This is a genomic window from Bradyrhizobium sp. i1.15.2 (assembly GCF_040548425.1).
Classification (GTDB): Bacteria; Pseudomonadota; Alphaproteobacteria; order Rhizobiales; family Xanthobacteraceae; genus Bradyrhizobium; species Bradyrhizobium canariense.
Map to the genome: position 1 here is coordinate 163,580 of NZ_JBEPRQ010000005.1, position 21,756 is coordinate 185,335.

Sequence of the window (21,756 nt, forward strand, 5' to 3'; positions counted from 1 at the left end):
GGCCTTGGGTGAGCTATTGCCCATCAATTGGGTATATGATCGAATGCTGGGATGGACCAGGGCCGGCCGAAACCCGATCTGATCATCTTCGACTGCGACGGCGTGCTGGTCGACAGTGAGCTGTTGAGCTGTCGGTGCCTGTCCGACGTGCTGGCCGAATGTGGCATCGCGCTGAGTCCGGAGCAGGCGTTCGAGCTCTTTCTCGGACGCAGCACCAAGGCGGTCGAGCAGCATTATCGGGATCTCGGGCAGGTCGTGCCGGACGGCTTTCTGCCGCGCTTGAAGTCGCATGTGTTGAGCACGTTCGCCGGATCACTCCAGCCGATCGCGGGTGTGGCCGCCGTGATATCGGAATTGCGGGCGCCATTCTGCGTGGCGTCGTCCAGCAACATCGACCGTGTCGCGCTCTCCCTTGACGTCACCGGCCTGCGGGCGCATTTCGGCGACCGGATCTACACGGCGCAGATGGTCAGGCACGGCAAGCCGGCGCCCGATCTCTTTCTCTACGCGGCCGAGCAGATGGGCGCGCAACCTGCGCGCACGCTGGTGATCGAGGACAGTGCGAGCGGCGTGCAGGCGGGCAAGGCGGCCGGCATGACAGTCTGGGGATTTGCCGGCGGCGGCCATTATCGCGGACGCGACGGGCAGGCTATACTGTCGGGTGCGGGGGCCGACCGGGTCTTCGCGCGCATGATCGATTTCTGGAAGGACGCCTGACGCCTGCCATGGCCGCCGAGAATGAAAAGTCCAGGCTCGATGACGCCGCGCGTGCCGGCTGGCTCTATTTCATTGCCGGTCACACCCAGGACGAGATCGCGAAGATGCTCCAGGTGTCGCGCGCCTCGGCGCAGCGGCTGGTGTCGCTGTGTCTCGCGGAACGGCTCATCACCTTCCGGCTCGAACATCCCATCGCCGCATGCATGGAATTGGCGGCGCGTCTGAAGGAGCGTTTCGAGCTTACCCATTGCGAGGTGGTGCCGGCGGATTCCGCCGCGCCGCAGGCCACAGCGGGCATTGCCGAACGCTGCGCCAACCTGCTCGATTCCACCCTGCGTTCGGAGACCCCCGTCATCGTCGCGCTCGGGACGGGACGCGCCGTGCGCGCCGCGGTCGAGCGCGTCACGCCGATCGACCGGCCCAACCACCAGATCGTCTCGCTGGTCGGCAATATCTCCGCCGACGGTTCGGCGAGCTTCTACGACACCGTCGGCCGGCTCGCCGACCGCACCGGTGCGCGGCACTATCCGATGCCGCTACCGTTCCTGATGTCGTCCGAGGATGAGCGCAACAAGATGGTCCGGATCGAGCCGATCGCGAAGGTCAAGGCGGTCGCGGCCAAGGCGGATTTGCGCCTCGTCGGCATCGGCCAGATGGACCAGAAGGCGCAGGTCCATGTCGACGGCTTCGTGACCCGCGACGAATTGTTCGAGATGATGCGGCAGGGGGCGATCGGCGAGATCACCGGCTGGGCCTATGATTCCAAGGGTCGGCTGCTGAAGGCCGGAACCAACAAGCGCCTGACCAGCATCCCGCCGGAGGTCCCGGCGAAGACCACCACGATCGGCGCCGCCGTCGGCGCCGCCAAGGTGCCGGCGATCGCGGCGGCGCTGAATGGGCGGCTGATCAATGGCCTGATCACGGACGAGGCGACCGCAAGGGCGATTCTGGAGCGGTAGGGCGGCGATAGCGCCTCTCGCACTGCTGTCATCATCCGCGAAGGCGGATGATCCAGTACGCCGCGGCCTCGCTTAGGGCAAATCAACAGGCGGCACGGAGTACTGGATGCCCCGCTTTCGCGGGGCATGACAGCTGAGTGCGAGGCGGCAACTCTCATCACTCCCGCATCGCAGCACTCATAAGTTGCGCGAACATCTTTGTGCCTGCTTGACAACGGCGCGCCCTCAGTCGAACATACGCCCAACGCGTGGGCATATGCTCAAAAGCGCGAGCTTAGGGAGGTCACCGTGAAACACGTCCTCGGCGCCGTCTGTGGCGCGTCTTGCCTGTTGTTGGCCGTCCCCGCGATGGCCGAAACCACCCTGACGATCGCCACCGTGAATAACGGCGACATGATCCGCATGCAGGGGCTGACGGGTGAATTCACCAAGAAGAACCCCGATATATCGGTCAAATGGGTGACGCTGGAAGAGAACGTGCTGCGGCAGCGCGTCACCACCGACATCGCCACCAAGGGCGGCCAGTTCGACGTTCTCACCATCGGCACCTACGAGGTGCCGATCTGGGCCAAGAAGGGCTGGCTGGTGCCGCTCGCCAATCTTGGCGCCGACTACGACGTCGCCGACCTCCTGCCCAAGATCAAGGATGCGGTCTCCGTCGACGGCAAGCTCTACGCCGCGCCGTTCTACGGCGAGAGCTCGATGGTGATGTACCGCACCGACCTGTTCGACAAGGCCGGCCTCAAGATGCCTGAAAATCCGACCTGGGATTTCGTCATCGACGCTGCCAAGAAGCTCACCGACAAGAGCGCCGGCGTCTACGGCATCTGCCTGCGCGGCAAGGCCGGCTGGGGCGAGAACATGGCGTTCCTCTCCGCCATGGCCAATTCCTACGGCGCGCGCTGGTTCGACGAGAAGTGGCAGCCGCAGTTCAATACGCCGGAATGGAAGGCGACGCTCACGACCTATGTCGACCTGATGAAGCAGGCCGGCCCTCCCGGTGCGAGCTCGAACGGCTTCAACGAGAACCTCGCGCTGTTCAATGCCGGCAAGTGCGCAATGTGGATCGATGCCACGGTCGCGGCGTCGTTCGTCACCAATCCGAAGGACTCCAAGGTCGCCGACAAGGTCGGCTTCGCGCTGGCGCCCAACACCGGGCTCGGCAAGAACGCCAACTGGCTGTGGGCCTGGAGTCTCGCAATCCCCGCCGGCTCGAAGAAAGCGGAAGCCGCCGAGAAGTTCATCGCCTGGGCCACCAGCAAGGACTACACCAAGGTCGTGGCTGCGAAGGAGGGTTGGGCCAACGTGCCGCCGGGCACCCGAACCTCGCTCTACCAAAACCCTGAATATCTGAAGGTCGCCCCGTTCGCGAAGCTGACGCTCGCCTCGATCGACGCCGCCGATCCGAACAAGCCAACGGTGAAGCCGGTGCCTTACGTCGGCGTGCAATATGCGGCGATCCCCGAATTCCAGGGCATCGGCACGCAAGTGGGCCAGCAATTCTCGGCCGCGCTTGCGGGATCGATGACGGTCGATGCCGCGCTCACCGCGGCGCAATCTTCAACCGAGCGCGAGATGAAGCGCGCGGGTTACATCAAGTGAGCTCGATCTCTCCCTCCTGAGCTCAGACTTGCGGCCATCCACCGCTAAGGATGGATGGCCGCCTTCTTCCCGCAAGCGGAGAGGCCAACAATGGCAACCCGGCAGACGCAGCTTCTCGCACGGACGCTCCTGACGCCGGCGGTCGGGCTGCTGTTCATCTGGATGATCGTCCCGCTCGCGTTGACGATCTATTTCTCGACGCTGCACTACAGTCTGCTCGATCCCGGCTCAGAATCGTTCGTCGGGCTGGAAAATTTCCGCTACTTCCTCACCGATCCCGCCTTCCTCGCCTCGCTCCAGAACACGCTGGTGCTGGTCGGCTCGGTGCTGGCGCTGACCGTCCTGCTCGGAATTCCGCTGGCGCTGTTGCTCGACCAGCCCGTGATCGGCCTCAACATCGTGCGGCTGATGGTGATCGCGCCGTTCTTCGTGATGCCGACGGTGAGCGCGCTGGTCTGGAAGAACCTGCTGATGCATCCGGTGTCCGGGCTGTTTGCCTGGATCGCCTCGCTGTTCGGCTTGACGCCGATCGACTGGTTCACCGACGCGCCGCTGCTCGCCGTGATCCTGATCGTGTCATGGCAATGGCTGCCGTTCGCGACGCTGATTTTGCTCACCGCGATGCAGTCCCTCGACGAGGAACAGAAGGAAGCCGCCGAAATGGACGGCGCCAGCGCGGTCTCGACCTTCATCTACATCACGCTGCCGCACCTCGCGCGCCCCATCACGGTGGTGATCCTGATCGAGACGATCTTCCTGCTCACCGTCTTTGCCGAGATCTACGTCACCACGGGTGGCGGCCCGGGACTGTCGACCACCAACATCGCCTTCCTGATCTATTCGCAGGCACTGATCCAGTACGATGTCGGCACCGCTTCGGCGGGCGGCCTCGTCGCTGTCGTGATCGCCAACATCGTTGCTTTTTTCCTCGTCCGTATCGTCGGTCGCAACCTGGAGGCATGAGACATGGCGCGGATGGCGACGAGGCAGCGGGTGGTGGTCTCGACCATCGGGGCATGGTTCTTCGGCTTCCTGATCTTCTTCCCGATCCTGTGGATGGTGCTGGCGAGCTTCAAGACCGAGCTCGAGGCTTTTGCGATCCCCCCGTCCTTCCTGTTCTTCCACTGGACCGCGGAGAACTACGCGACCGTGCAGGAGCGCAGCGACTATTTCCTCCACGCGATGAACTCGATCATCATCGCCGGCGGCTCGACGCTCATTGCGCTTTTGATCGCGATCCCCGCCGCCTGGTCGATGGCGTTCTCGCCGACGAAGCGCACCAAGGACATCCTGCTCTGGATGCTCTCGACCAAGATGATGCCGCCGGTCGGCGTGCTGGTGCCGATCTATCTGATCTACAAGTCCTTCGGCCTGCTCGATTCCCGCATCGGCCTCGTCTTCATCCTGTGCCTCGGAAACTTGCCGATCGTGATCTGGATGCTGTTCACCTATTTCAAGGAGATCCCGCGCGACATCCTCGAAGCCGCGCGCATGGACGGCGCTACCATCGGTCGGGAACTGATTTACGTACTGACGCCGATGGCGATCCCGGGGCTCGCATCGACCATGCTGCTGAACCTGATCCTGGCCTGGAACGAGGCGTTCTGGACGCTCAATCTGTCGACCTCGAACGCTGCGCCGCTCACCACGTTCATCGCGTCCTATTCGAGTCCGGAAGGGCTGTTCTGGGCAAAGCTGTCGGCGGCTTCCACGTTGGCGATCGCGCCTATTCTCGTCCTCGGTTGGTTCAGCCAGAAGCAGCTCGTGCGCGGGCTCACCTTTGGCGCGGTAAAGTAGGAAGGGCTGCCGGATCATGGGTCAGATCACACTTCAGGATGTGCAGAAATCCTTTGGCCCCGTGCACATCATCAAGGGCGCGGACCTCGAGATTGCCGACGGCTCCTTCGTGGTGTTCGTAGGTCCCTCAGGCTGCGGCAAGACCACGCTCTTGCGGCTGATCGCGGGGCTCGAGGACGTCTCCGGCGGCAAGATCCTGATCGACGGCAAGAACGTGGTCGACACGCCGCCGGCCAAGCGCGGGCTCTCGATGGTGTTCCAGTCCTATGCGCTCTATCCGCATATGAGCGTGCGCGGCAATATCGGCTTCGGCCTGAAGATGGCGGGGCTGGCCAAGGACGAGATCAACCGCAAGGTCGAGGCCGCCGCCGCAACGCTGAACCTCACACCTTATCTCGACCGCAAGCCGCGCGAGCTCTCCGGCGGCCAGCGCCAGCGCGTCGCGATCGGGCGTGCCATCGTCCGCGAGCCCAAGGCGTTTTTGTTCGACGAGCCGCTCTCCAATCTCGACGCGGCGCTGCGCGTGCAGATGCGGATCGAGGTGACGCGGCTCCAGAAGCAGCTCGGCACCACCGCGATCTATGTCACCCACGACCAGGTCGAGGCCATGACCATGGCCGACAAGATCGTCGTGCTCAACGGCGGCAAGATCGAGCAATACGGCTCGCCGCTGGATCTCTACGAGAAGCCGGCCAACCTCTTCGTCGCCGGCTTCATCGGTTCGCCCAAGATGAACTTCGTCACCGGCGAGCACGCCTTGCAGAAGGGCGCGGCAACGATCGGCGTACGGCCGGAGCATCTCAAGATCGAGCGCGACGGTGCCGGCGGCTGGCAGGGAACGATCGCGGTGGCCGAGCATCTCGGCAGCGACACCTTCCTTTATGTCGATGCCGGTCAGCTCGGCATGCTGACGGCGCGCTACATCGGTGAATTGAGCCTGCACGCCGGCGACCATGTATCGCTGGTGCCGGAGCCCGCGCGCATCCATCGCTTCGACGCGAGCGGTAACGCCATCCGAAGCTGACAAGAAACGGCAAGAAAACCGGAAAGACCAAAATGTACCTGGAAAAATTCAAGCTGAACAGCAAGATCGCGTTCATCACCGGCGGCGGGCAGGGCATTGGGCTCGCCTGCGCCGAAGCGCTGGCTGAAGCCGGCGCCCGGGTCGTCATCGGCGATCGTGACAGCAAAGTCGCCGACAGTGCGAAAGCCGAGCTGAAGGCGAAAGGCTACGACATCGAGACGGCGATCATGGACGTCACCGACACCAGGCGCGTGGCGGAAGTGGCCAACGGCCTCGTTGCCCGCCACGGCAAGATCGACATCCTCGTCAACAATGCCGGCATCGCCCGCAGCGAGACACCGGCGGAGACCGTGACCGACGAGCACTGGCTCAACGTCATCGACGTCAATCTCAATGGCACCTTCTGGTGCTGCCGCGAGTTCGGCAAGCACATGCTCAACGCCAGGAGCGGTGCCATCGTCAATGTCGGATCGATGTCCGGATTCATCGTCAACAAGCCGCAGGAGCAGTGCTTCTACAACGCGTCCAAGGCCGGCGTGCACCATCTCACGAAATCGCTCGCCGCCGAATGGGGGGCGCGCGGCATCCGCGTGAACGCGGTCGCGCCGACCTATATCGAGACGCCGCTCAACGCCTTCGTGAAGAGCAATCCGAGAATGTACGATGCCTGGATCGGTGGAACCCCGATGGCACGGATGGGGCAGGTCGAGGAGATCGCCTCCGTCGTGCTGTTCCTGGCTTCTGAGGCCGCGAGCCTGATGACCGGCAGCATCGTGCTGGTGGATGGCGGCTACACTTGCTGGTAGGCTTGCGTCAAAATTGACGAGAGCTTCCGGGGGCGACAATGCCGCGAGCGTATATCGGCGTCGATGTAGGGACCAATAGCACGCGGGCAGGGGTGTTCGACGAGGCGGGCACCTTGCTGGCGACGGCCAAACATCCGATCAGGATCTGGCATGAGGCCGGCGATGTCGTCGAGCAGTCGTCCCAGGATATCTGGGACGCTTGCACGGCGTCGGTACGGGCCGCGATGGCGGAAGCTACAATCGCGCCCGACAGCGTCGGCGGTATCGGTTTCGATGCCACCTGCTCCCTCGTGGTGCTCGACCGGCAAGGCGAGCCGCTCACCATCAGCGCCTCCGGCGACAGGCAGCGCAACGTCATCGTCTGGATGGATCACCGCGCCACGGCCGAGGCGCGGCTGATCAACGAAACCGGTGATGCCGTGCTGCGCTATGTCGGCGGCTCGATCTCGCCCGAGATGGAGATGCCGAAACTGCTGTGGCTGAAGCGGCATATGCGCGTGAGCTTCGACACCGCAGGGCACTTCTTCGATCTTGCGGATTACCTGACCTGGCGCGCCACTGGCTCGTTGCAACGCTCGACCTGCACGGTCACTTGCAAATGGAACTATCTCGCCCATGACGGCGGCGGCTGGAGCGCGCCATTCTTCAAGCGCATCGGCCTGTCGGACTTCGTCAACGAGAAATACGCCCGCATCGGGACCGAGATTGTCGCGCCCGGCACGCGGCTCGGCGCCGGTCTAACCGGTACGGCAGCTGCCGATCTTGGCTTGTCACCGGGCACGCCGGTCGGAGCGTCCCTGATCGATGCCCACGCCGGCGGCATCGGCGCAATCGGCGGCCGCGACGGGTCGGACGGCGCCACAGATGTCTCCGACCGCCTTGCCTACATCATGGGAACGTCGGCCTGCATCATGGCGACGACCAAGGAGCCGTGCTTCGTGCCGGGCGTGTGGGGTCCTTATTACTCCGGCATGGTGCCGAATTTCTGGCTTAACGAGGGCGGGCAGTCCGCTGCGGGCGCTGCGATCGACCATCTTCTCAAATCGCATCCCGGCCACGCCGAAGCGAGCGCGGCTGCGCGCGGCGACGGCCTCGACCTCATCGAGTTTCTCGAGCGCCGCATCATCGCACGCGCAGGCGGCGCCAGCCGCGCCGCGCTGCTGGCCCGCGACGTCCATGTGCTTCCCGAGTTCATCGGCAACCGCTCGCCCTACGCCGATCCTGATACGCGCGCGGTGATCGCGGGCCTCGATCTCGACACCGACATCGCCTCGATGGAACGGCTGTTCGTCGCCGGTCTGTGCGGGCTCGCCTATGGGCTTGCCGAGGTGATCGAGGCCTTTGCCGCGCATGGCGTCCATTCCAGCATCATGATCATGGGCGGCGGCGCCAGCCGCAGTCCGCTGGTGCGGCAGATCATGGCCGATACGACTGGCCTCACCGTGGCGCTGCCGCAGACCACGGAGCCGGTGCTGCTCGGCGCCGCCATGCTTGGCGCCGTCGCCGGCGGCGCCTATGCCTCGATCGGGGAGACCATGGCAAAGATGTCGGCGCTGGGACGGAAGAGCGAGCCGACCACGCCCGACATCGCCGCCTTTCACGTCCGCAAGCGCGAGGTCTACAGATTGCTGCGCGAGGTCGATCGCCGCAGCCGCTCCGCGATGCGAGTGGGAGTTTGAAAACGGATGTTGATTTCCTGCGGCGATGCGCTGATCGATTTCGTCCCGACGCCAAACATTGACGGGCGCGAAGCGGTGATGCCCGCCGTCGGCGGCTCCTGCCTCAACGTCGCGATCGGCATGGCGCGCCTGGGCGCGCCGGCCGGCTTTGTCGGCGGCATCTCGACCGACCTGTTCGGGCGCATGATCGCCGACCACGCCGCTGCATCCAATGTCGAGCTCGCGCTCGCCACCCGCAGCGAACACCAGACCACGCTCGCCTTCGTTCGCATCGTCGCCGGCGAGTCGCATTACGCCTTCTACGACGCCGAGACCGCGACGCGGAACTGGACCTACCGGCGCGGCTCCATTCCGTTCGATACTGTTGAAGCCCTCCATGTCGGCTCGACCACACTGGTCAACGACCGGGGCGCGACCGAGACCAGGACCCTGATCGCGGACGCACGAGCGTCCTCGACAATCTCCTTTGATCCGAATTGCCGGCCCAACCTCGTGAAGGACAAGCCGGCTTATCTCGCGCGCATGGCCGAGTTTGCGGCCAGCGCCGATCTCATCAAGATGTCGGACGTCGATTTTACCTATCTGTTCGCCGACGAGCTATATCACCAGCGTGCGAGCACGCTGCTCGCACGGGGCGCGGGCCTCGTCGTCATCACCCGTGGCGACAACGGTGCGATCGCGTGGCATGCGGGGGCAGGGCAGATCGAGGTCGCCGCCCCCAAGGTCGTGGTCGCCGACACCATCGGCGCGGGTGACAGTTTTCAGGCGGCGTTGTTGTTCGCCCTGCACAAGCAAGGACGTCTCGCCCGACAACAACTAAAGGATATCGGCGCGGACGAGCTGGGCCGCGCGCTGTCCTTTGCCGCCAATTGCGCTGGGCTGACCTGCACCCGTCCGGGCGCCGATCCGCCCTGGAGCCACGAGATCAGTTGGAGCTGGTAATTCGCTTTTTCCTTCTCCCCTTGTGGGAGAAGGTGGCGCGAAGCGCCGGATGAGGGGTTGCTTCCGCGAATTCACAAGCATGAGGTCACGCGCGGAGAGAACCCCTCACCCGTCTCGCCGCTACGCGGCGAGCCACCCTCTCCCACAAGGGGCTTGTTGCGTAATCCGTCAATTGTGATTCTCTAAGGCAAAGCGTTGGAGGAATGACGATGGCGGTGAAGCAGACGGGGCAGCCGAGTTTTATTGAGGCTTGGCTCCCGAAGGGAGCAGGTGCCAATGCAGCGCCGGATCGGCTGTCGGGGTTAGTCAAGTGGTACCGGTTCGAGAAGCTGATCGGCCATTTGCGGGATGAAGGGAGCCCCGGTCGTCCAGGCTATCCGGTGCTGGTGTTGTTTCGCGCCCTGCTATTGCAGTCGCTCTATGGTCTGTCGGAACGCGAGCTCGAAGAGGCGCTGAGCGACCGGTTGTCGTTCAAGCGCTTCGTCGGTCTAAGCCTCGAAGATGCGACACCCGACCACACGGTTCTGAACCGTTTTCGGAACCAGCTGGTTGAAGAAGGTCTGTTGGAGAAGCTGTTTGGCGAACTGGATCGTCAGCTTGAGAATGCCGGCGTCATCCTCAAGCGCGGCACGATGCTGGACGCAACCTTGATCCAGGCGGTGTCGGCTCCTCCCAAGGAGGATCGTCCTTCAAACGATCCCGACGCCCGTTTTGCCAAGCGGCAGGGCAAGAGCGGTTCGACCTTCGGTTACAAGGCCCATGTGGGTGTTGATGAAGGATCCGGCTTGATCCGCGCGGTGCTGACGACGCCCGCCAATGTCAACCACCACGCCGGCTGATGAGTTGATCCGTGGCGATGAAGCCGTGGTGTGGGCCGATGCGGCTTACGATACCCATGCCAGACGAGCCCGGCTGAAGGCGGAAGGCAAAAAGCCCCGCATCGCCCGGCGTCCCAACCGCCATCACCCAGAGTTGCCACCGAGGCTCAAACGCTACAACCTACTCATCTCTCGACGACGGGCGACGGTAGAGACCACCTTCGCTACCCTCAAACGCCGGATGCGGCTGACCTACATCCGTTACGTCGGTCTCATGAAGGCAAGCGGACAAATCCTGCTCGCCTCCATCGCATTCAACATGAGGAAATGGGCCGCGATCGCGGCCTGAGCCGCCCGCCGAGGGCGACAATCACAGTCTTGGCCGGAGCCTGTCGCGACCCAGACCTTCTCTCTCGACGTCTTCAGCCTCAAAAGCCAATAGCGCAACAGGCCCACAAGGGGAGAGGGGAAGCACGTCTCACAGCCGCGCGACCGCCTTCTCGGCGCATTTCAGGAAAGTGTGGATCAGCGGAGTCTGGGAGTCGCGCCGCCAGCAGACCGCGATGTCGATGGAATCGCTTGCATCGCGCAACGGCCGGAACACGACCCCGCGCGGCGCCCCGAGCTGGGCACAGGCCGGCAGGATGGCGAGGCCTTCACCGGCGAGAACCAGGCTCATCGCCGAATGCACCGTCTGCACCCGGCTCGCAATCGGCATCACGATCTGATGCCGCCGCAGCAGGGCTGCGACCGCGGAGGAGGAGGGGTCCCGCTCCGGCGGCGGCAGCGCGATCAGCGGACGGCCCTGTAGTCGTATCATCGGCACCGCGCTCAGGCGCGCAAGCGGCGAACGGTGTGGTACCGCCAGCATGAACGGCTGCGCGCCGATCCGGGCCACCTGGATCTCGGGATGGTTGATGGCTGGCATGCAGAGCGCGACGGTGACGCTGCGGTCGAGCAGCCGCGCCTCGCGGGTCGAAGCACTGAGCTCGGCGAAATCGAGATCGATGCCGGGAATGGATCGCCGGAGCTCGGGGATGAGACGCGGCAGCATCGCGTTCGCCAGCACGAACATGTAGCCGACGGACAGCCGACCACGGCTGCCGGCCGCGACCGCGCGCGCGGCCTCGATGCCGTCAGCCGCCAGCGCCAGCGCCTCGCCGGCGCGCGCTAGCAGCGCCTGGCCCGCTTCGGTCAAATCCATGCCGCGCGTGCCGCGGCGGAACAGCGGCGCGCCGACCTCGGCCTCCAGCTTGCGGATCTGGACCGAGAGCGGCGGCTGCGCCATCCGCAGCCGCTCGGCGGCCTTGCCGACGCTGCGCGCCTCGGCGACGGCGACGAAATAGCGGAGCCGGCGAAGATCCATTGGCATACCGAAAACGTATGGGTTGGTGTTCAAAATCGTATTGGCGGCGAGTTAACAAAACTGTCATCCTGGCTGTCAATGCTATCGGCCACCGGCGGCCGGGTTCGGAGCGAAGTGACGATGAACGGTGATCCCTGCCTGCTGTCCGCAACCGTGCTGCGCGGCCTCATCGCGACAAAGCAGATCTCGCCCGTCGAGCTCACCCGCGCGGTGCTCGCCCGCGCCGAAGCGCTCCAGCCCGAACTGAACTGCTTCATCACGATCTGCGGCGACGAGGCGCTTGCCGCCGCGCGCGAGGCAGAGCGCAAGCTGATGGCCGGCGGGCCGCTCGGCCTGCTGCACGGCATCCCCGTCACCGTCAAGGACATTGTCAACACCAAGGGCGTGAAGACCAGTTTCGGCGCCATTCCCTACAGGGACAATGTTCCGGACGAGGATGCCGTCGCGGTTGCGCGGCTTCGCGCGGAAGGCGCCATCCTGATCGGCAAGACCACGACGCCCGAATTCGGCAGCAAATGCCTGACCGACTCGCCGCTGTTCGGCCGCACCCGCAATGCGTGGAGCGCCGAGCGTTCCTCCGGCGGCTCCAGCGGCGGCGCGGCGGTGGCGGTGGCGAGCGGCATCGCGCCGCTGGCGATCGCGACCGATGGCGGCGGCTCGACGCGAATTCCCGCCGCCTGCAACGGCGTTGTCGGGCTGAAGCAGAGCAACGGCGTCATCCCGCATAGCCAGGCGCTGGACGTGTTCGGCAACCAGACCTATGTCACGCCGATGACTCGGACCGTCGCCGACACCGCGCTGATGATGCAGGCGATGGCCGGCGAGGATTCTTGCGATCCCTGGTCGATCGGCGTTCCCGTGCCCGACTTCGTCGGCACGGCCGCGCCGCGCGGCGATCTGCGTGGGCAGAAGATCCTGTACTGCCTTTCGCCGCCCGGACGCCCCGTCTCTGCCGATGTCGAGGCCGGCTTCAAGGTGAGCCTCGATCGGTTGGCAGGGCTCGGCGCCGAGCTCGAGGAATTCTCCGGCGAGGGGTTCGACATCGAGCCGATCTGGCGCGCCATCAATCACACGGTCTGGCGGACGCGCTTTGCAAAGCTCGCGGCCGAGCATGGGGACGCGCTGAGCGAGGCCTTCCTCAAGCAGCTTGCGCTTGCCACCGACGTCAGCGGCGTCGCCTATCAAGAGGCGATGTTCGCCCGCACGGTGCTGTTCCGCCGGGTGCAATCCCTGCTTGCGCGCGGGCATTTGCTGGCGATGCCGACCATCACCCGCACCGCCCTGCCGATCGATCAGGATCTGTTCGGCACCATCGAGATCGACGGCAGGCAGTTTGACAGCGTCCGGCCGCACTGGTTCCCTTGGACCATGCCGTTCAACATGACCGGGCACCCCGCGATCAGTCTGCCCTGCGGCTTTGGCCGCGACGGCCTGCCGATCGGCTTGCAACTCGTGGGCCGCTTCCGCAGCGATGCCGACTTGCTGCGCGCGAGCGCGTTGTTCGAAGCCTCGCATGACCTCCTGTCCCGCTGGCCGGCTTGAGGAGAGGGACATGCAAAGGACTTGTTCGCAAAGCACTTGCCTCCGGTGCTCGGACATGTTGATCGTGCTGCGGATGAGCCCTGAATCCGAGCGCGCATGAGCGTATTTGTCCTCCGACGTGTGCTGACCTTGCTGGCGACGCTGGTCGGCGCGTCCGTGATCATTTTCCTGGTGCTGGATGCTCTTCCGGGCAACGCCGCGCAGATGCTGATGGGCGCCGACGCCTCGCCAGATGCGGTCCGCGCGCTCACCGTCAAGCTCGGGCTCGACCAGCCGCTGGCGCTTCGCTATCTGCAATGGATCAAGGGGCTGCTCGTCGGCGATCTCGGCAACTCCTATGTCTACGGCACGCCGGTCGCAAGCCTGATCGCGGAACGGCTGGTGCTGACCATTCCGCTCGCGATGATGTCCATGCTGATCACGGTGACGCTGGCGCTGTCGGCCGGCATCTACACCGCCGCCAACCACAACAAGCTCGGCGACGTCGGCGTGATGTCACTGACGCAGGTTGGCATCGCGCTGCCGAATTTCTGGTTCGCGATCCTGCTGGTGCTGTTGTTTTCGGTGCGGCTGCAATGGCTGTCCGCGGGCGGCTTTCCCGGTTGGGAGGACGGCATCTGGATCGGGATCAAGTCGCTGCTGCTGCCGGCGGTATCGCTCGCGGTGGTGCAGGCCGCGATCCTCGCACGCGTCACGCGCTCGGCGGTGCTGGAAGTGCTGCGCGAGGATTTCGTCCGCACGGCGCGCGCAAAAGGGCTCGGCAAGCGCGAGGTGCTGTGGAAGCACGTGCTGCGCAATGCCATGATTCCCGTGATGACGGTGATGGGCCTGCAATTCGCCAATCTGCTCGCCGGCACCATCGTGATCGAGAACGTGTTCTATCTGCCGGGCCTCGGCCGCCTGATCTTCCAATCGATCGCCAACCGCGACCTCATCGTGGTGCGCAACTGCGTGATGCTGCTCGCGACCATGGTCGTCATCGTCAATTTCGTGGTCGACGTGCTCTATGCCTTCGTCGATCCCCGCATCAAGGTCCACGATCTGTGAGCGCGCCGCTGACCACCCTCGTCGATGCGCCGGCCACAGCGCGCCCTCTGCCGGCCCGGACCTTCTGGCGCCGCGCGCTGCGTCATCGCAGCTTCGTGCTCGGCGGCGCGCTGAGCCTGCTGGTTCTCGCCTCGGCGCTGCTGTCGCTGCTGTGGACGCCTTGGTCGCCCTATGAGATCGACATCGCCGCAAAGCTCCGGCCGCCCTCGGCCGCGCACTGGCTCGGCACTGACGTCTTCGGCCGCGACATCGTCTCGCTGCTGCTGGCCGGCGCCCGCTCCACCATCATGGTCGGCATCATCGCGGTCAGCATCGGCCTCACCTTCGGCGTCTGTCTCGGTCTGATCGCGTCGGCCAGGCGGGGCTGGACCGAAGAGATCATCATGCGCTTCTCCGATTTCACCTTCGCCTTTCCGGCCGTGCTCTCCGCGATCATGCTCGCCGCGGTCGCGGGGCCGGGCATGGTGACCTCGATCGTCGCCATCGGCATCTTCCAGATCCCGACGCTGATCCGGCTGACGCGCGGCTCGGCCAACGCGATCTGGGCGCGCGAATTCGTGCTGGCCGCGCGCGCGGCAGGCAAGGGCAAGTTTCGCATCACCATCGAGCACGTGCTGCCCAACATCCTGTCGATCCTGATCGTGCAAGCGACGATCCAGTTTGCGCTCGCGATTCTTGCCGAAGCCGCCTTGTCCTATCTCGGTCTCGGCACGCAGCCGCCGCAGCCGTCTTGGGGACGGATGCTGAACGACGCGCAGACGCTGCTGTTCCAGTCGCCGATGCTCGCGGTCTATCCGGGCGCTGCGATTGCAATCGCGGTGCTCGGCCTCAATCTGCTCGGCGACGGACTGCGCGATCTGCTCGACCCTCGATTGGCGCGGGAGCGATGAGGATGGGTGAGCGCTCGACCATGCCGCTGATCGAGGTTGCGAACCTGGGCGTGCGCCTCAACACCAGCCGCGGGCCGGCCCAGGCTGTGCGCGGCGTCAGCTTTGCCCTGAAGCGCGGCGAGACGCTCGGGCTCGTCGGCGAATCCGGCTGCGGCAAGTCGGTGACGGCGTTGTCGCTGATGGGGCTGCTGCCGGACAGCGCCGTCGTCACCGGCAGCATCAAGCTGGATGGTGGCGAACTCGCTGGTTTGTCGGACGCGGATTATTGTCGGCTGCGCGGCAATCGCATCAGCATGATCTTCCAGGAGCCGATGACCGCGCTCAACCCGATGCACACGATCGGCCACCAGGTCGCCGAGCCGCTGCGGCGTCACAAGAAATACTCGGCATCGCAGGCGCGGCGAGAAACGATCGCCCTGCTCGACCGCGTCGGGCTGCCCGATCCGGCGAGGCGCGTCGATGCCTATCCGCACCAGTTCTCCGGCGGCCAGCGTCAGCGCGTCACCATCGCGATGGCACTCGCCTGCGAGCCGGACCTTCTGATCGCGGACGAGCCGACCACGGCGCTCGACGTCACTATCCAGGGCCAGATCCTCGACCTCGTCGCCGATCTCGTCGAGGAGCGCGGCATGTCCATGATCCTGATCTCGCACGATCTCGGCGTCATCGCCGAGAGCGTGCAACGCATGATGGTGATGTACGGCGGCACGATCATCGAGAGCGGACCGACCGACGAGGTGTTCCGCCGGATGGGACATCCCTACACGCAAGGCCTGTTCCGCGCCCGGCCGAAACTCGGCGCACGCAAGGGGACGCGGCTGATGACGATATCGGGCACGGTCCCGGAGCTCGCCGATCTGCCGTCCGGTTGCACCTTCGCCGATCGGTGTCCGCTCGTGATCGAGCAGTGCCGGGCCGCGCTTCCACCGATGGTGGACGTCGGACCCGGCCACTTCGTGCGCTGCATCCGGACCGACGTCTCCATGGCCGAACGCGTCGGAGCGCTGACCGCATGAGCACGGCGCCTCTTCTCGACGTCAAGGATATCGTGCAGCGCTACACGCTGCCGCGCGAAAGCGTGTTCCGCCCGCCGGGGCAGGTGCGCGCGCTCAACGGTGTCAGCGTGCGGGTCGACGCCGGCAAGAGCCTCGGCATCGTCGGCGAATCCGGCTCCGGCAAGTCGACCTTCGCGCGGGTGGTGATGGCGCTGGAGCGGCCGACATCGGGGCAGGTCGCGCTGCTCGGCCGCGACCTCAACCGCATCTCCGCCGACGAATTGCGCCGCGCCCGCCGCGATTTCCAGATGGTGTTCCAGGATCCCTATGGATCGCTGGACCCACGCCAGACCATCGCGCGTATCGTCGCCGAACCGCTGACCGTGCTGGAGGGGATTGATCGCACGACGCTTCATGCCCGCGTCTCCGCGGTGCTGCGGCAGGTGGGCCTGCGCGATGCCGATACGGAGAAATATCCGCACGAATTCTCCGGCGGCCAGCGCCAGCGCATCGCTATTGCGCGCGCGCTGATCACCCAGCCGAAGCTGATCGTCGCCGACGAGCCGGTCTCCGCGCTCGACGTCTCCGTGCAGGCGCAAGTCTTGAACCTGATGCAGGACCTCCAGGAGCAGTTCGGTCTCAGTTACGTCCTGATCAGCCACGATCTCGCCGTCGTCGACTATCTCTGCGACGAGGTCGCGGTGATGTATCTCGGCCGTGTCGTCGAGCAGGGGCGGCCGGAGGATTTGTTCGAGCGCTGCGCCCATCCCTACACGCGAGCGCTACTGGATGCCGTGCCGCGGGTGCGCGCCGGCGGCGGCCGGCGCCGGCGCGGGGCCCAGGCGATCGCCTCGCAATCGGCGGCCGCGACCGGGTGTCCCTATGTCTCGCGATGCGCGCTGGCCGATCAGCATTGCCGCGAGGTTCTGCCTGAGCTACGCAAGGTGGGCGAGACGCATCTGGCCGCCTGTCACAAGGCGGAAGCCGTGATGGCGTTGCCGCAATTGCCCGTCGAAGGTTAGCGTCCGCGCCGGGATTGGCGTAGGCTGGGACAACAGAAGGCCGGGGAGTTACGCATGTTCAGGAAATTATTCGTCGTTGCATGTGCCGCTGCGTTTGCTGCGGCACCCTTGCCGGTACTGGCGCAAGGCAAGAAGGACAGCGTCGTCATGGGCATGACGCTGGAGCCCCCCGGGCTCGATCCGACCAACGCCGCCGCAGCGGCGATCGCCGAAGTCACGCTCTACAACATCTACGAGACGCTGACCAAGATCAACGAAGACGGCTCGACCTCGCCATTGCTGGCGGAGAGCTGGACGGCCTCGCCCGATCTGAAGACCTATACGTTCAAGCTGCGCAAGGGCGTCAAATTCCACAATGGCGAGCCGTTCGACTCGGCCGCGGTGAAGTTCTCGTTCGAGCGCAATGCTGTCGCCACCAGCACCAACAAGGACAAGAGCCTGTTCCAGAGCTTCGAGTCCGTTGCCGCGCCCGACGCCGACACGGTCGTGATCACCCTGAAAAACCCCGAGCCGAACTTCCCGTTCTTGATGGGGCAGGCAAGCGCCTCGATCGTCGAGCCGAAAAGCGCTGCCACCAATATCACGCAGCCGGTCGGGACCGGACCTTACCAGTTCGGCGCCTGGGCCAAGGGGTCGTCGATGACCCTGAACAAATGGGCCGACTATCGCAACGCATCGGCGATCAAGCTCTCCAAGGTGACGATCCGTTTCATTTCTGATCCCGCGGCTCAGGCCGCGGCGCTGCTCTCGGGCGACGTAGACGCTTTTCCGCGCATCGCGACTCGCGTCGTTGCCCAGTTCAAGGCCGACCCGCGCTTCACGGTGCTGATCGGCGGCTCCAAAGCCAAGACCATTGTCGCCATCAATCATCGGAAGAAGCCGCTCGACGACGTCCGCGTTCGCCGCGCGATTCTCGCTGCGATCGACCGCAAGGCGATCATCGAGGGTGCCGTCGAAGGATTCGGCACGCCGATCGGCAGCTTCTACACGCCGGGATCGCTCGGCTATGTCGATACCACCGGCATCAACCCTTACGATCCCGACAAGTCCAAGAAGCTGCTCGCCGAGGCTGGAATCACCGCGCCGCTCGAGCTGTCGCTGAAGCTGCCGCCGCCGCCCTATGCGCGGCAAGGCGGCGAGATTGTCGCGGCCCAGCTCGCCAAGGTCGGCATCATCGCCAAGATCGAGAACGTGGAATGGGCGCAATGGCTGTCGCAGGTGTTCGCGCCCAACGGCCCGCATAATTTTGATCTCACCATTGTCAGCCACGTCGAGCCATTCGACCTCGTCAAGGTCACCGAGCCCGACTATTACCTCGGCTACAACAACGACGCCTTCAACGCACTGTACAAGCAGATCGTGTCGACGCCGGATGACACGGCGCGTGCCAAGCTTCTCGGCGACGCCCAGCGCATGCTGGCAACCGACGCAGCCTCCGCCTACCTGTTCCAGCCGCAATGGCCCACCGTCATCAGCAAGAAGCTGAAAGGCGTCTGGAAGGAGGTCCCGCAGTTTGAGAACGATTTCTCGATGTGGGCATGGGAGTAGGGTGGCGCAGGTCGATTGCGCGATTTCGGTGACGATCTCTCCCAACCGAAGCGATAGTCACGAGGCCGGTCCAAACAAAAACCTGAAAAACAACCCCATGCACAGTAGCCGGGGGTAGTTATTTCAATGACTTGCGCGTCACGCGATCGAATGGCTTCGCGTTGCGCGATGCCGTTGACGCGTCGGGCAAAACACTGGCATGATGGCATCATCGAAGAAGGCTGCGCCCGCTTGGTTTGATTCCGCCGGTTCGATGCTCCCCGACCTTGAACGTTCGGAACCCTCATGCGTTAGCTTGGCGCAGGATGGCCGCATGCCGTGCGATCCGGCGCGAGGGTATGCGGAGTTCGATTCTTGCTCAAACTGTACAGGTGGCCATCCGGCGACTGGCAGAAGATCGGCGCGCAGATGCCGTCCGAGATCATCTGGGCTGATCTCTTGGACGCGACCGCGGAGGAAAAGCAGTTCGTTGAACGATTGCTCGGGATACGCATTCCGTCCGAGGATTCGCTCAGCGAGATCGAAGCGTCGAGCCGCCTGATCCTCGACAACGGCACGCTCTATCTCAGCTCGCCGGCGGTCCGGCTCAACGAGGACAACGAGCCCGAGATCACTCCGGTGGGATTCGTCATCGGCCCGCGCGTGCTGGTGACGGTGCGCTTCGCGCAGCTGCCGATCTTCGACGACATCGGCGAGCGTATCGGTTCCGACGACAGCCTGGAGAACGGCATGTGCGTGTTCACCAGCCTGGTCGAGGCCATGGTCGACCGCGGCGCCGATGTTCTGGAGCATCTCGGCGCGAAGGTCGACAGGCTTTCGCGGGGCGTCTTCAAAGGCGGGCTCGTTCGCACCAAGCGGCCGGTTCGCTCCAGCCGGCGGATGCGCGAGGCGCTGGAGAACATCGGGGAGTTGGCCGATCGGCTCGCCAACGCGCGCGATGTCCTGCTTGGCGTCGGACGCGTCGCCTCGTTTGCCGGCGATGTCGGGAGTGAATGGATCACGGCCGCGTCGAAGAAGCGCCTCGAGGCCGTCTCGAAGGATGTCGCTTCGCTCGGCGATTACGAGACGCGATTGTCGGACAAGATCCAGCTTCTGCTCGATGCCGTGCTCGGCTTCATCAATATCCAGCAGAACGAGCTGTTCAAGATCCTGACCATCGTCTCGGTCGTCGGCGTGCCGCCCACGATTTTGGTCGGCATCTGGGGCATGAACTTCAAGCACATGCCGGAGCTGGACTGGACGTTCGGCTATCCGCTGGCCTGGCTTGCCATCATTGCCAGCGGCGTGCTGCCGCTGATCTGGTTCAAGCGGCGCGGCTGGTTCGAATGAAATAGCGGCGCACCGTTCGACAACGATGCGCCGCTCTTCGGGATCAGACGACTTCGGCGGCGAATGTGCCGATCCAGTCGCGGGCGAGCGTCACATCGGCTTGCGACAATTGATGGCCGGCCGGCAACACTTTGTGTTCGACCCGCGCTCCGGCTTCCGACAACAGCGAGGCAAGCTTCGCCGAATTGTTCGCCGGAACGATCGGATCAGCCTGCCCTGACAGAAGCAGGACGGGCTTGCCGCCGAGTTCAGCCTTCGGCGGATCCGACAGCGGCACCATGGCGCGCAGCAGGATCGCGCCTGCCAGCGCGTCCGGCTCCAGCAGCAACAGCGCGGCTGCGATGTTGGCGCCGTTGGAGAAGCCGACCGCGACCGGCGCGGCGAGGCCGTAGCGCTGCCGTGCCTCCGCGACGAAGCCGCCGAGTTCGTGCGCGCGGCGGCGCACGTCGTCCTCGTCGAACACGCCTTCGGCCAAGCGGCGGAAGAAGCGCGGCATACCGTGCTCGAGCACGCGGCCGCGCGGCGAGAGCAGGGCCGAGCCGGGCGAGATCATCTTGCCAAGCCCGAGCAGATCGTTCTCGTCGCCGCCGGTGCCGTGCAGCAGCAGGAGTGGAGGAGAGTCCGCGCTGGTTGCGGGCTCGAAACGATGGATGAATGAATTCTCGGTCACGACACCCTCTCTTCCAAATTCGGCAGAACACCCTCGATCTGCTTGCGCTGCGCTTCGAGGAAGCTCGGCAGCTTCAGGTCACGTCCCAGTGTCGCAACGGGCTCGTCGACGGCGAAGCCGGGGATATCGGTCGCGATCTCGAACAGCACGCCGCCGGGTTCGCGGAAGTAGATCGAGCGGAAATAATTGCGGTCCCTCTGCTCGGTCGGGTGCAGGCCGTGATTGGTGACGAGCTTTTGCGCCATCTTGCCCTGCTCGGCGTCGTCGACCGCGCGGAAAGCGATGTGGTGCACGGAGCCGCCGCCTTGGTGCCCGCGCAAGAAGCCCTTGGCCTCGTAGATGTCGACGACGCTGCCTTCGACATCGCCCGGTGCCTTGAAGCGGATCACCGAGCCTTCGCGCGCCGTCTCCTTGAAGCCAAACACGTCGGTGAGGACGGCCGCCGTCTTTGCCGCGCTGTCGAGCAGCAAGGTCACGCCGTGGAAGCCGCGGATCGCATGCTCGGCGGGGACGTCGCCATTGCTCCAGCCGGGCTCGCTCTCGGCACCGGGAATGCCCACGAGCGCGAGTGCCATGCCATCGGGGTCCGTGAACGGCAGCACGGATTCGCCAAAGCGCTTCTCCAGCGCCTCGTAAGCGATGCCCTTCTCGACGAAGCGCTGCGTCCAATAGCCGAGCGAGCTTTGCGGCACGCGGAAGGCGGTCTGGTGCGTCTCGCCGACGCCGCGGCGCCCGGCCGGCACGCCGGCCCAGGGAAAGAAGGTCAGGATGGTGCCGGGGCGGCCGGTCTCGTCGCCATAATAGAAATGATAGGTGCCGGGATCGTCGAAATTGACCGTCTTCTTGACGAAGCGCAGGCCGAGATCCCGGGTGTAAAAGCCGAAATTCCTGATGGGGTCGCCGGCGATCGCGGTGACATGGTGCAGTCCAGACATTGGTCGTCCTCCTGAATTCGGGGAGCGGTCTTGCTCTGGCCGGAAATATCGTTCCGCTTTAGATTGGA

Annotated in this window: 19 protein-coding genes and 1 pseudogene; 17 read left to right on the top strand and 3 right to left on the bottom strand. The window is 64.8% G+C overall.

Going from position 1 to position 21,756, the window contains the following annotated elements; genetic code table 11:
• Nucleotides 1-51 precede the first annotated feature (51 nt).
• The 10 genes and pseudogenes from ABIB80_RS12450 (at nt 52) to ABIB80_RS12495 (ending at nt 10,693) form a co-directional block, all read left to right on the top strand.
• Nucleotides 52-717: an HAD family hydrolase gene (locus ABIB80_RS12450; protein ID WP_354127513.1), complete on the top strand. Its 666-nt coding sequence runs from the start codon at nt 52-54 to the stop codon at nt 715-717.
• An 8-nt stretch (nt 718-725) separates the two neighbouring features.
• A complete protein-coding gene (locus tag ABIB80_RS12455; protein ID WP_007593213.1) occupies nt 726-1,676 on the top strand; it encodes a sugar-binding transcriptional regulator in 951 nt (316 codons plus the stop codon).
• Nucleotides 1,677-1,964: 288 nt separating this feature from the next.
• A complete protein-coding gene (locus ABIB80_RS12460) occupies nt 1,965-3,278 on the top strand; it encodes an ABC transporter substrate-binding protein (protein WP_219680967.1) in 1,314 nt (437 codons plus the stop codon).
• A 90-nt stretch (nt 3,279-3,368) separates the two neighbouring features.
• On the top strand, nt 3,369-4,241 hold the full coding sequence (locus tag ABIB80_RS12465) for a carbohydrate ABC transporter permease (protein ID WP_219680968.1): 873 nt from the start codon (nt 3,369-3,371) through the stop codon (nt 4,239-4,241).
• Between the two features lie 3 nt (nt 4,242-4,244).
• On the top strand, nt 4,245-5,075 hold the full coding sequence (locus tag ABIB80_RS12470; RefSeq protein ID WP_354127514.1) for a carbohydrate ABC transporter permease: 831 nt from the start codon (nt 4,245-4,247) through the stop codon (nt 5,073-5,075).
• Nucleotides 5,076-5,091: 16 nt separating this feature from the next.
• Nucleotides 5,092-6,099 carry an ABC transporter ATP-binding protein gene (locus ABIB80_RS12475; RefSeq protein ID WP_219680971.1) on the top strand — a complete coding sequence of 336 codons (1,008 nt, stop codon included), beginning with the start codon at nt 5,092-5,094 and terminating at the stop codon, nt 6,097-6,099.
• A gap of 32 nt (nt 6,100-6,131) precedes the next feature.
• Nucleotides 6,132-6,905 carry an SDR family NAD(P)-dependent oxidoreductase gene (locus ABIB80_RS12480; protein ID WP_354127515.1) on the top strand — a complete coding sequence of 258 codons (774 nt, stop codon included), beginning with the start codon at nt 6,132-6,134 and terminating at the stop codon, nt 6,903-6,905.
• A gap of 38 nt (nt 6,906-6,943) precedes the next feature.
• Nucleotides 6,944-8,584 (top strand): FGGY-family carbohydrate kinase, encoded by a 1,641-nt coding sequence (locus ABIB80_RS12485; RefSeq protein ID WP_354127516.1) that lies wholly within the window; start codon nt 6,944-6,946, stop codon nt 8,582-8,584.
• A gap of 6 nt (nt 8,585-8,590) precedes the next feature.
• Nucleotides 8,591-9,526 (top strand): carbohydrate kinase family protein, encoded by a 936-nt coding sequence (locus ABIB80_RS12490; protein WP_354127517.1) that lies wholly within the window; start codon nt 8,591-8,593, stop codon nt 9,524-9,526.
• Between the two features lie 209 nt (nt 9,527-9,735).
• Nucleotides 9,736-10,693, top strand: a pseudogene (locus ABIB80_RS12495) (IS5 family transposase).
• 129 nt (nt 10,694-10,822) lie between these two features.
• Here the strand turns inward: ABIB80_RS12495 and ABIB80_RS12500 are convergent.
• Nucleotides 10,823-11,710 carry a LysR family transcriptional regulator gene (locus tag ABIB80_RS12500; RefSeq protein WP_354127518.1) on the bottom strand — a complete coding sequence of 296 codons (888 nt, stop codon included), beginning with the start codon at nt 11,708-11,710 and terminating at the stop codon, nt 10,823-10,825.
• A 120-nt stretch (nt 11,711-11,830) separates the two neighbouring features.
• Between ABIB80_RS12500 and ABIB80_RS12505 the strand changes: the two genes are divergently transcribed.
• From ABIB80_RS12505 to ABIB80_RS12535, 7 genes are all read left to right on the top strand, one after another.
• Nucleotides 11,831-13,252: an amidase gene (locus ABIB80_RS12505; RefSeq protein WP_354127519.1), complete on the top strand. Its 1,422-nt coding sequence runs from the start codon at nt 11,831-11,833 to the stop codon at nt 13,250-13,252.
• Between the two features lie 96 nt (nt 13,253-13,348).
• Nucleotides 13,349-14,299, top strand: coding sequence for an ABC transporter permease (locus tag ABIB80_RS12510; RefSeq protein ID WP_007593201.1), 951 nt, complete (start codon nt 13,349-13,351; stop codon nt 14,297-14,299).
• Complete coding sequence (locus ABIB80_RS12515) at nt 14,296-15,189, top strand: ABC transporter permease (RefSeq protein ID WP_007593200.1); 894 nt, start codon at nt 14,296-14,298, stop codon at nt 15,187-15,189. The genes ABIB80_RS12510 and ABIB80_RS12515 overlap by 4 nt, the downstream gene beginning before the upstream one ends.
• A gap of 2 nt (nt 15,190-15,191) precedes the next feature.
• Complete coding sequence (locus ABIB80_RS12520) at nt 15,192-16,205, top strand: ABC transporter ATP-binding protein (RefSeq protein WP_354127520.1); 1,014 nt, start codon at nt 15,192-15,194, stop codon at nt 16,203-16,205.
• A complete protein-coding gene (locus ABIB80_RS12525; protein ID WP_354127521.1) occupies nt 16,202-17,206 on the top strand; it encodes an ABC transporter ATP-binding protein in 1,005 nt (334 codons plus the stop codon). The genes ABIB80_RS12520 and ABIB80_RS12525 overlap by 4 nt, the downstream gene beginning before the upstream one ends.
• A 54-nt stretch (nt 17,207-17,260) precedes the next feature.
• Nucleotides 17,261-18,754, top strand: a complete 1,494-nt coding sequence (locus tag ABIB80_RS12530) for an ABC transporter substrate-binding protein (protein WP_354127522.1) — start codon at nt 17,261-17,263, stop codon at nt 18,752-18,754.
• Between the two features lie 354 nt (nt 18,755-19,108).
• Nucleotides 19,109-20,083, top strand: a complete 975-nt coding sequence (locus tag ABIB80_RS12535; protein ID WP_354127523.1) for a magnesium transporter CorA family protein — start codon at nt 19,109-19,111, stop codon at nt 20,081-20,083.
• A gap of 43 nt (nt 20,084-20,126) precedes the next feature.
• Here ABIB80_RS12535 and ABIB80_RS12540 read toward each other — a convergent pair whose 3' ends face one another.
• Nucleotides 20,127-20,753 carry an alpha/beta hydrolase gene (locus ABIB80_RS12540; RefSeq protein ID WP_354127524.1) on the bottom strand — a complete coding sequence of 209 codons (627 nt, stop codon included), beginning with the start codon at nt 20,751-20,753 and terminating at the stop codon, nt 20,127-20,129.
• Nucleotides 20,750-21,688 carry a ring-cleaving dioxygenase gene (locus tag ABIB80_RS12545; protein ID WP_354127525.1) on the bottom strand — a complete coding sequence of 313 codons (939 nt, stop codon included), beginning with the start codon at nt 21,686-21,688 and terminating at the stop codon, nt 20,750-20,752. Before ABIB80_RS12545 ends, ABIB80_RS12540 begins: the two co-directional genes overlap by 4 nt.
• Nucleotides 21,689-21,756: the final 68 nt, after the last annotated feature.

Coding starts and splice junctions, on each gene's coding strand:
- ABIB80_RS12450 (WP_354127513.1), top strand. CDS start 52: ATGGACCAGGGCCGGCCGAAACCCGATCTGATCATCTTCGACTGCGAC.
- ABIB80_RS12455 (WP_007593213.1), top strand. CDS start 726: ATGGCCGCCGAGAATGAAAAGTCCAGGCTCGATGACGCCGCGCGTGCC.
- ABIB80_RS12465 (WP_219680968.1), top strand. CDS start 3,369: ATGGCAACCCGGCAGACGCAGCTTCTCGCACGGACGCTCCTGACGCCG.
- ABIB80_RS12470 (WP_354127514.1), top strand. CDS start 4,245: ATGGCGCGGATGGCGACGAGGCAGCGGGTGGTGGTCTCGACCATCGGG.
- ABIB80_RS12475 (WP_219680971.1), top strand. CDS start 5,092: ATGGGTCAGATCACACTTCAGGATGTGCAGAAATCCTTTGGCCCCGTG.
- ABIB80_RS12480 (WP_354127515.1), top strand. CDS start 6,132: ATGTACCTGGAAAAATTCAAGCTGAACAGCAAGATCGCGTTCATCACC.
- ABIB80_RS12485 (WP_354127516.1), top strand. CDS start 6,944: ATGCCGCGAGCGTATATCGGCGTCGATGTAGGGACCAATAGCACGCGG.
- ABIB80_RS12490 (WP_354127517.1), top strand. CDS start 8,591: ATGTTGATTTCCTGCGGCGATGCGCTGATCGATTTCGTCCCGACGCCA.
- ABIB80_RS12500 (WP_354127518.1), bottom strand. CDS start 11,710: ATGGATCTTCGCCGGCTCCGCTATTTCGTCGCCGTCGCCGAGGCGCGC.
- ABIB80_RS12505 (WP_354127519.1), top strand. CDS start 11,831: ATGAACGGTGATCCCTGCCTGCTGTCCGCAACCGTGCTGCGCGGCCTC.
- ABIB80_RS12510 (WP_007593201.1), top strand. CDS start 13,349: ATGAGCGTATTTGTCCTCCGACGTGTGCTGACCTTGCTGGCGACGCTG.
- ABIB80_RS12520 (WP_354127520.1), top strand. CDS start 15,192: ATGGGTGAGCGCTCGACCATGCCGCTGATCGAGGTTGCGAACCTGGGC.
- ABIB80_RS12525 (WP_354127521.1), top strand. CDS start 16,202: ATGAGCACGGCGCCTCTTCTCGACGTCAAGGATATCGTGCAGCGCTAC.
- ABIB80_RS12530 (WP_354127522.1), top strand. CDS start 17,261: ATGTTCAGGAAATTATTCGTCGTTGCATGTGCCGCTGCGTTTGCTGCG.
- ABIB80_RS12545 (WP_354127525.1), bottom strand. CDS start 21,688: ATGTCTGGACTGCACCATGTCACCGCGATCGCCGGCGACCCCATCAGG.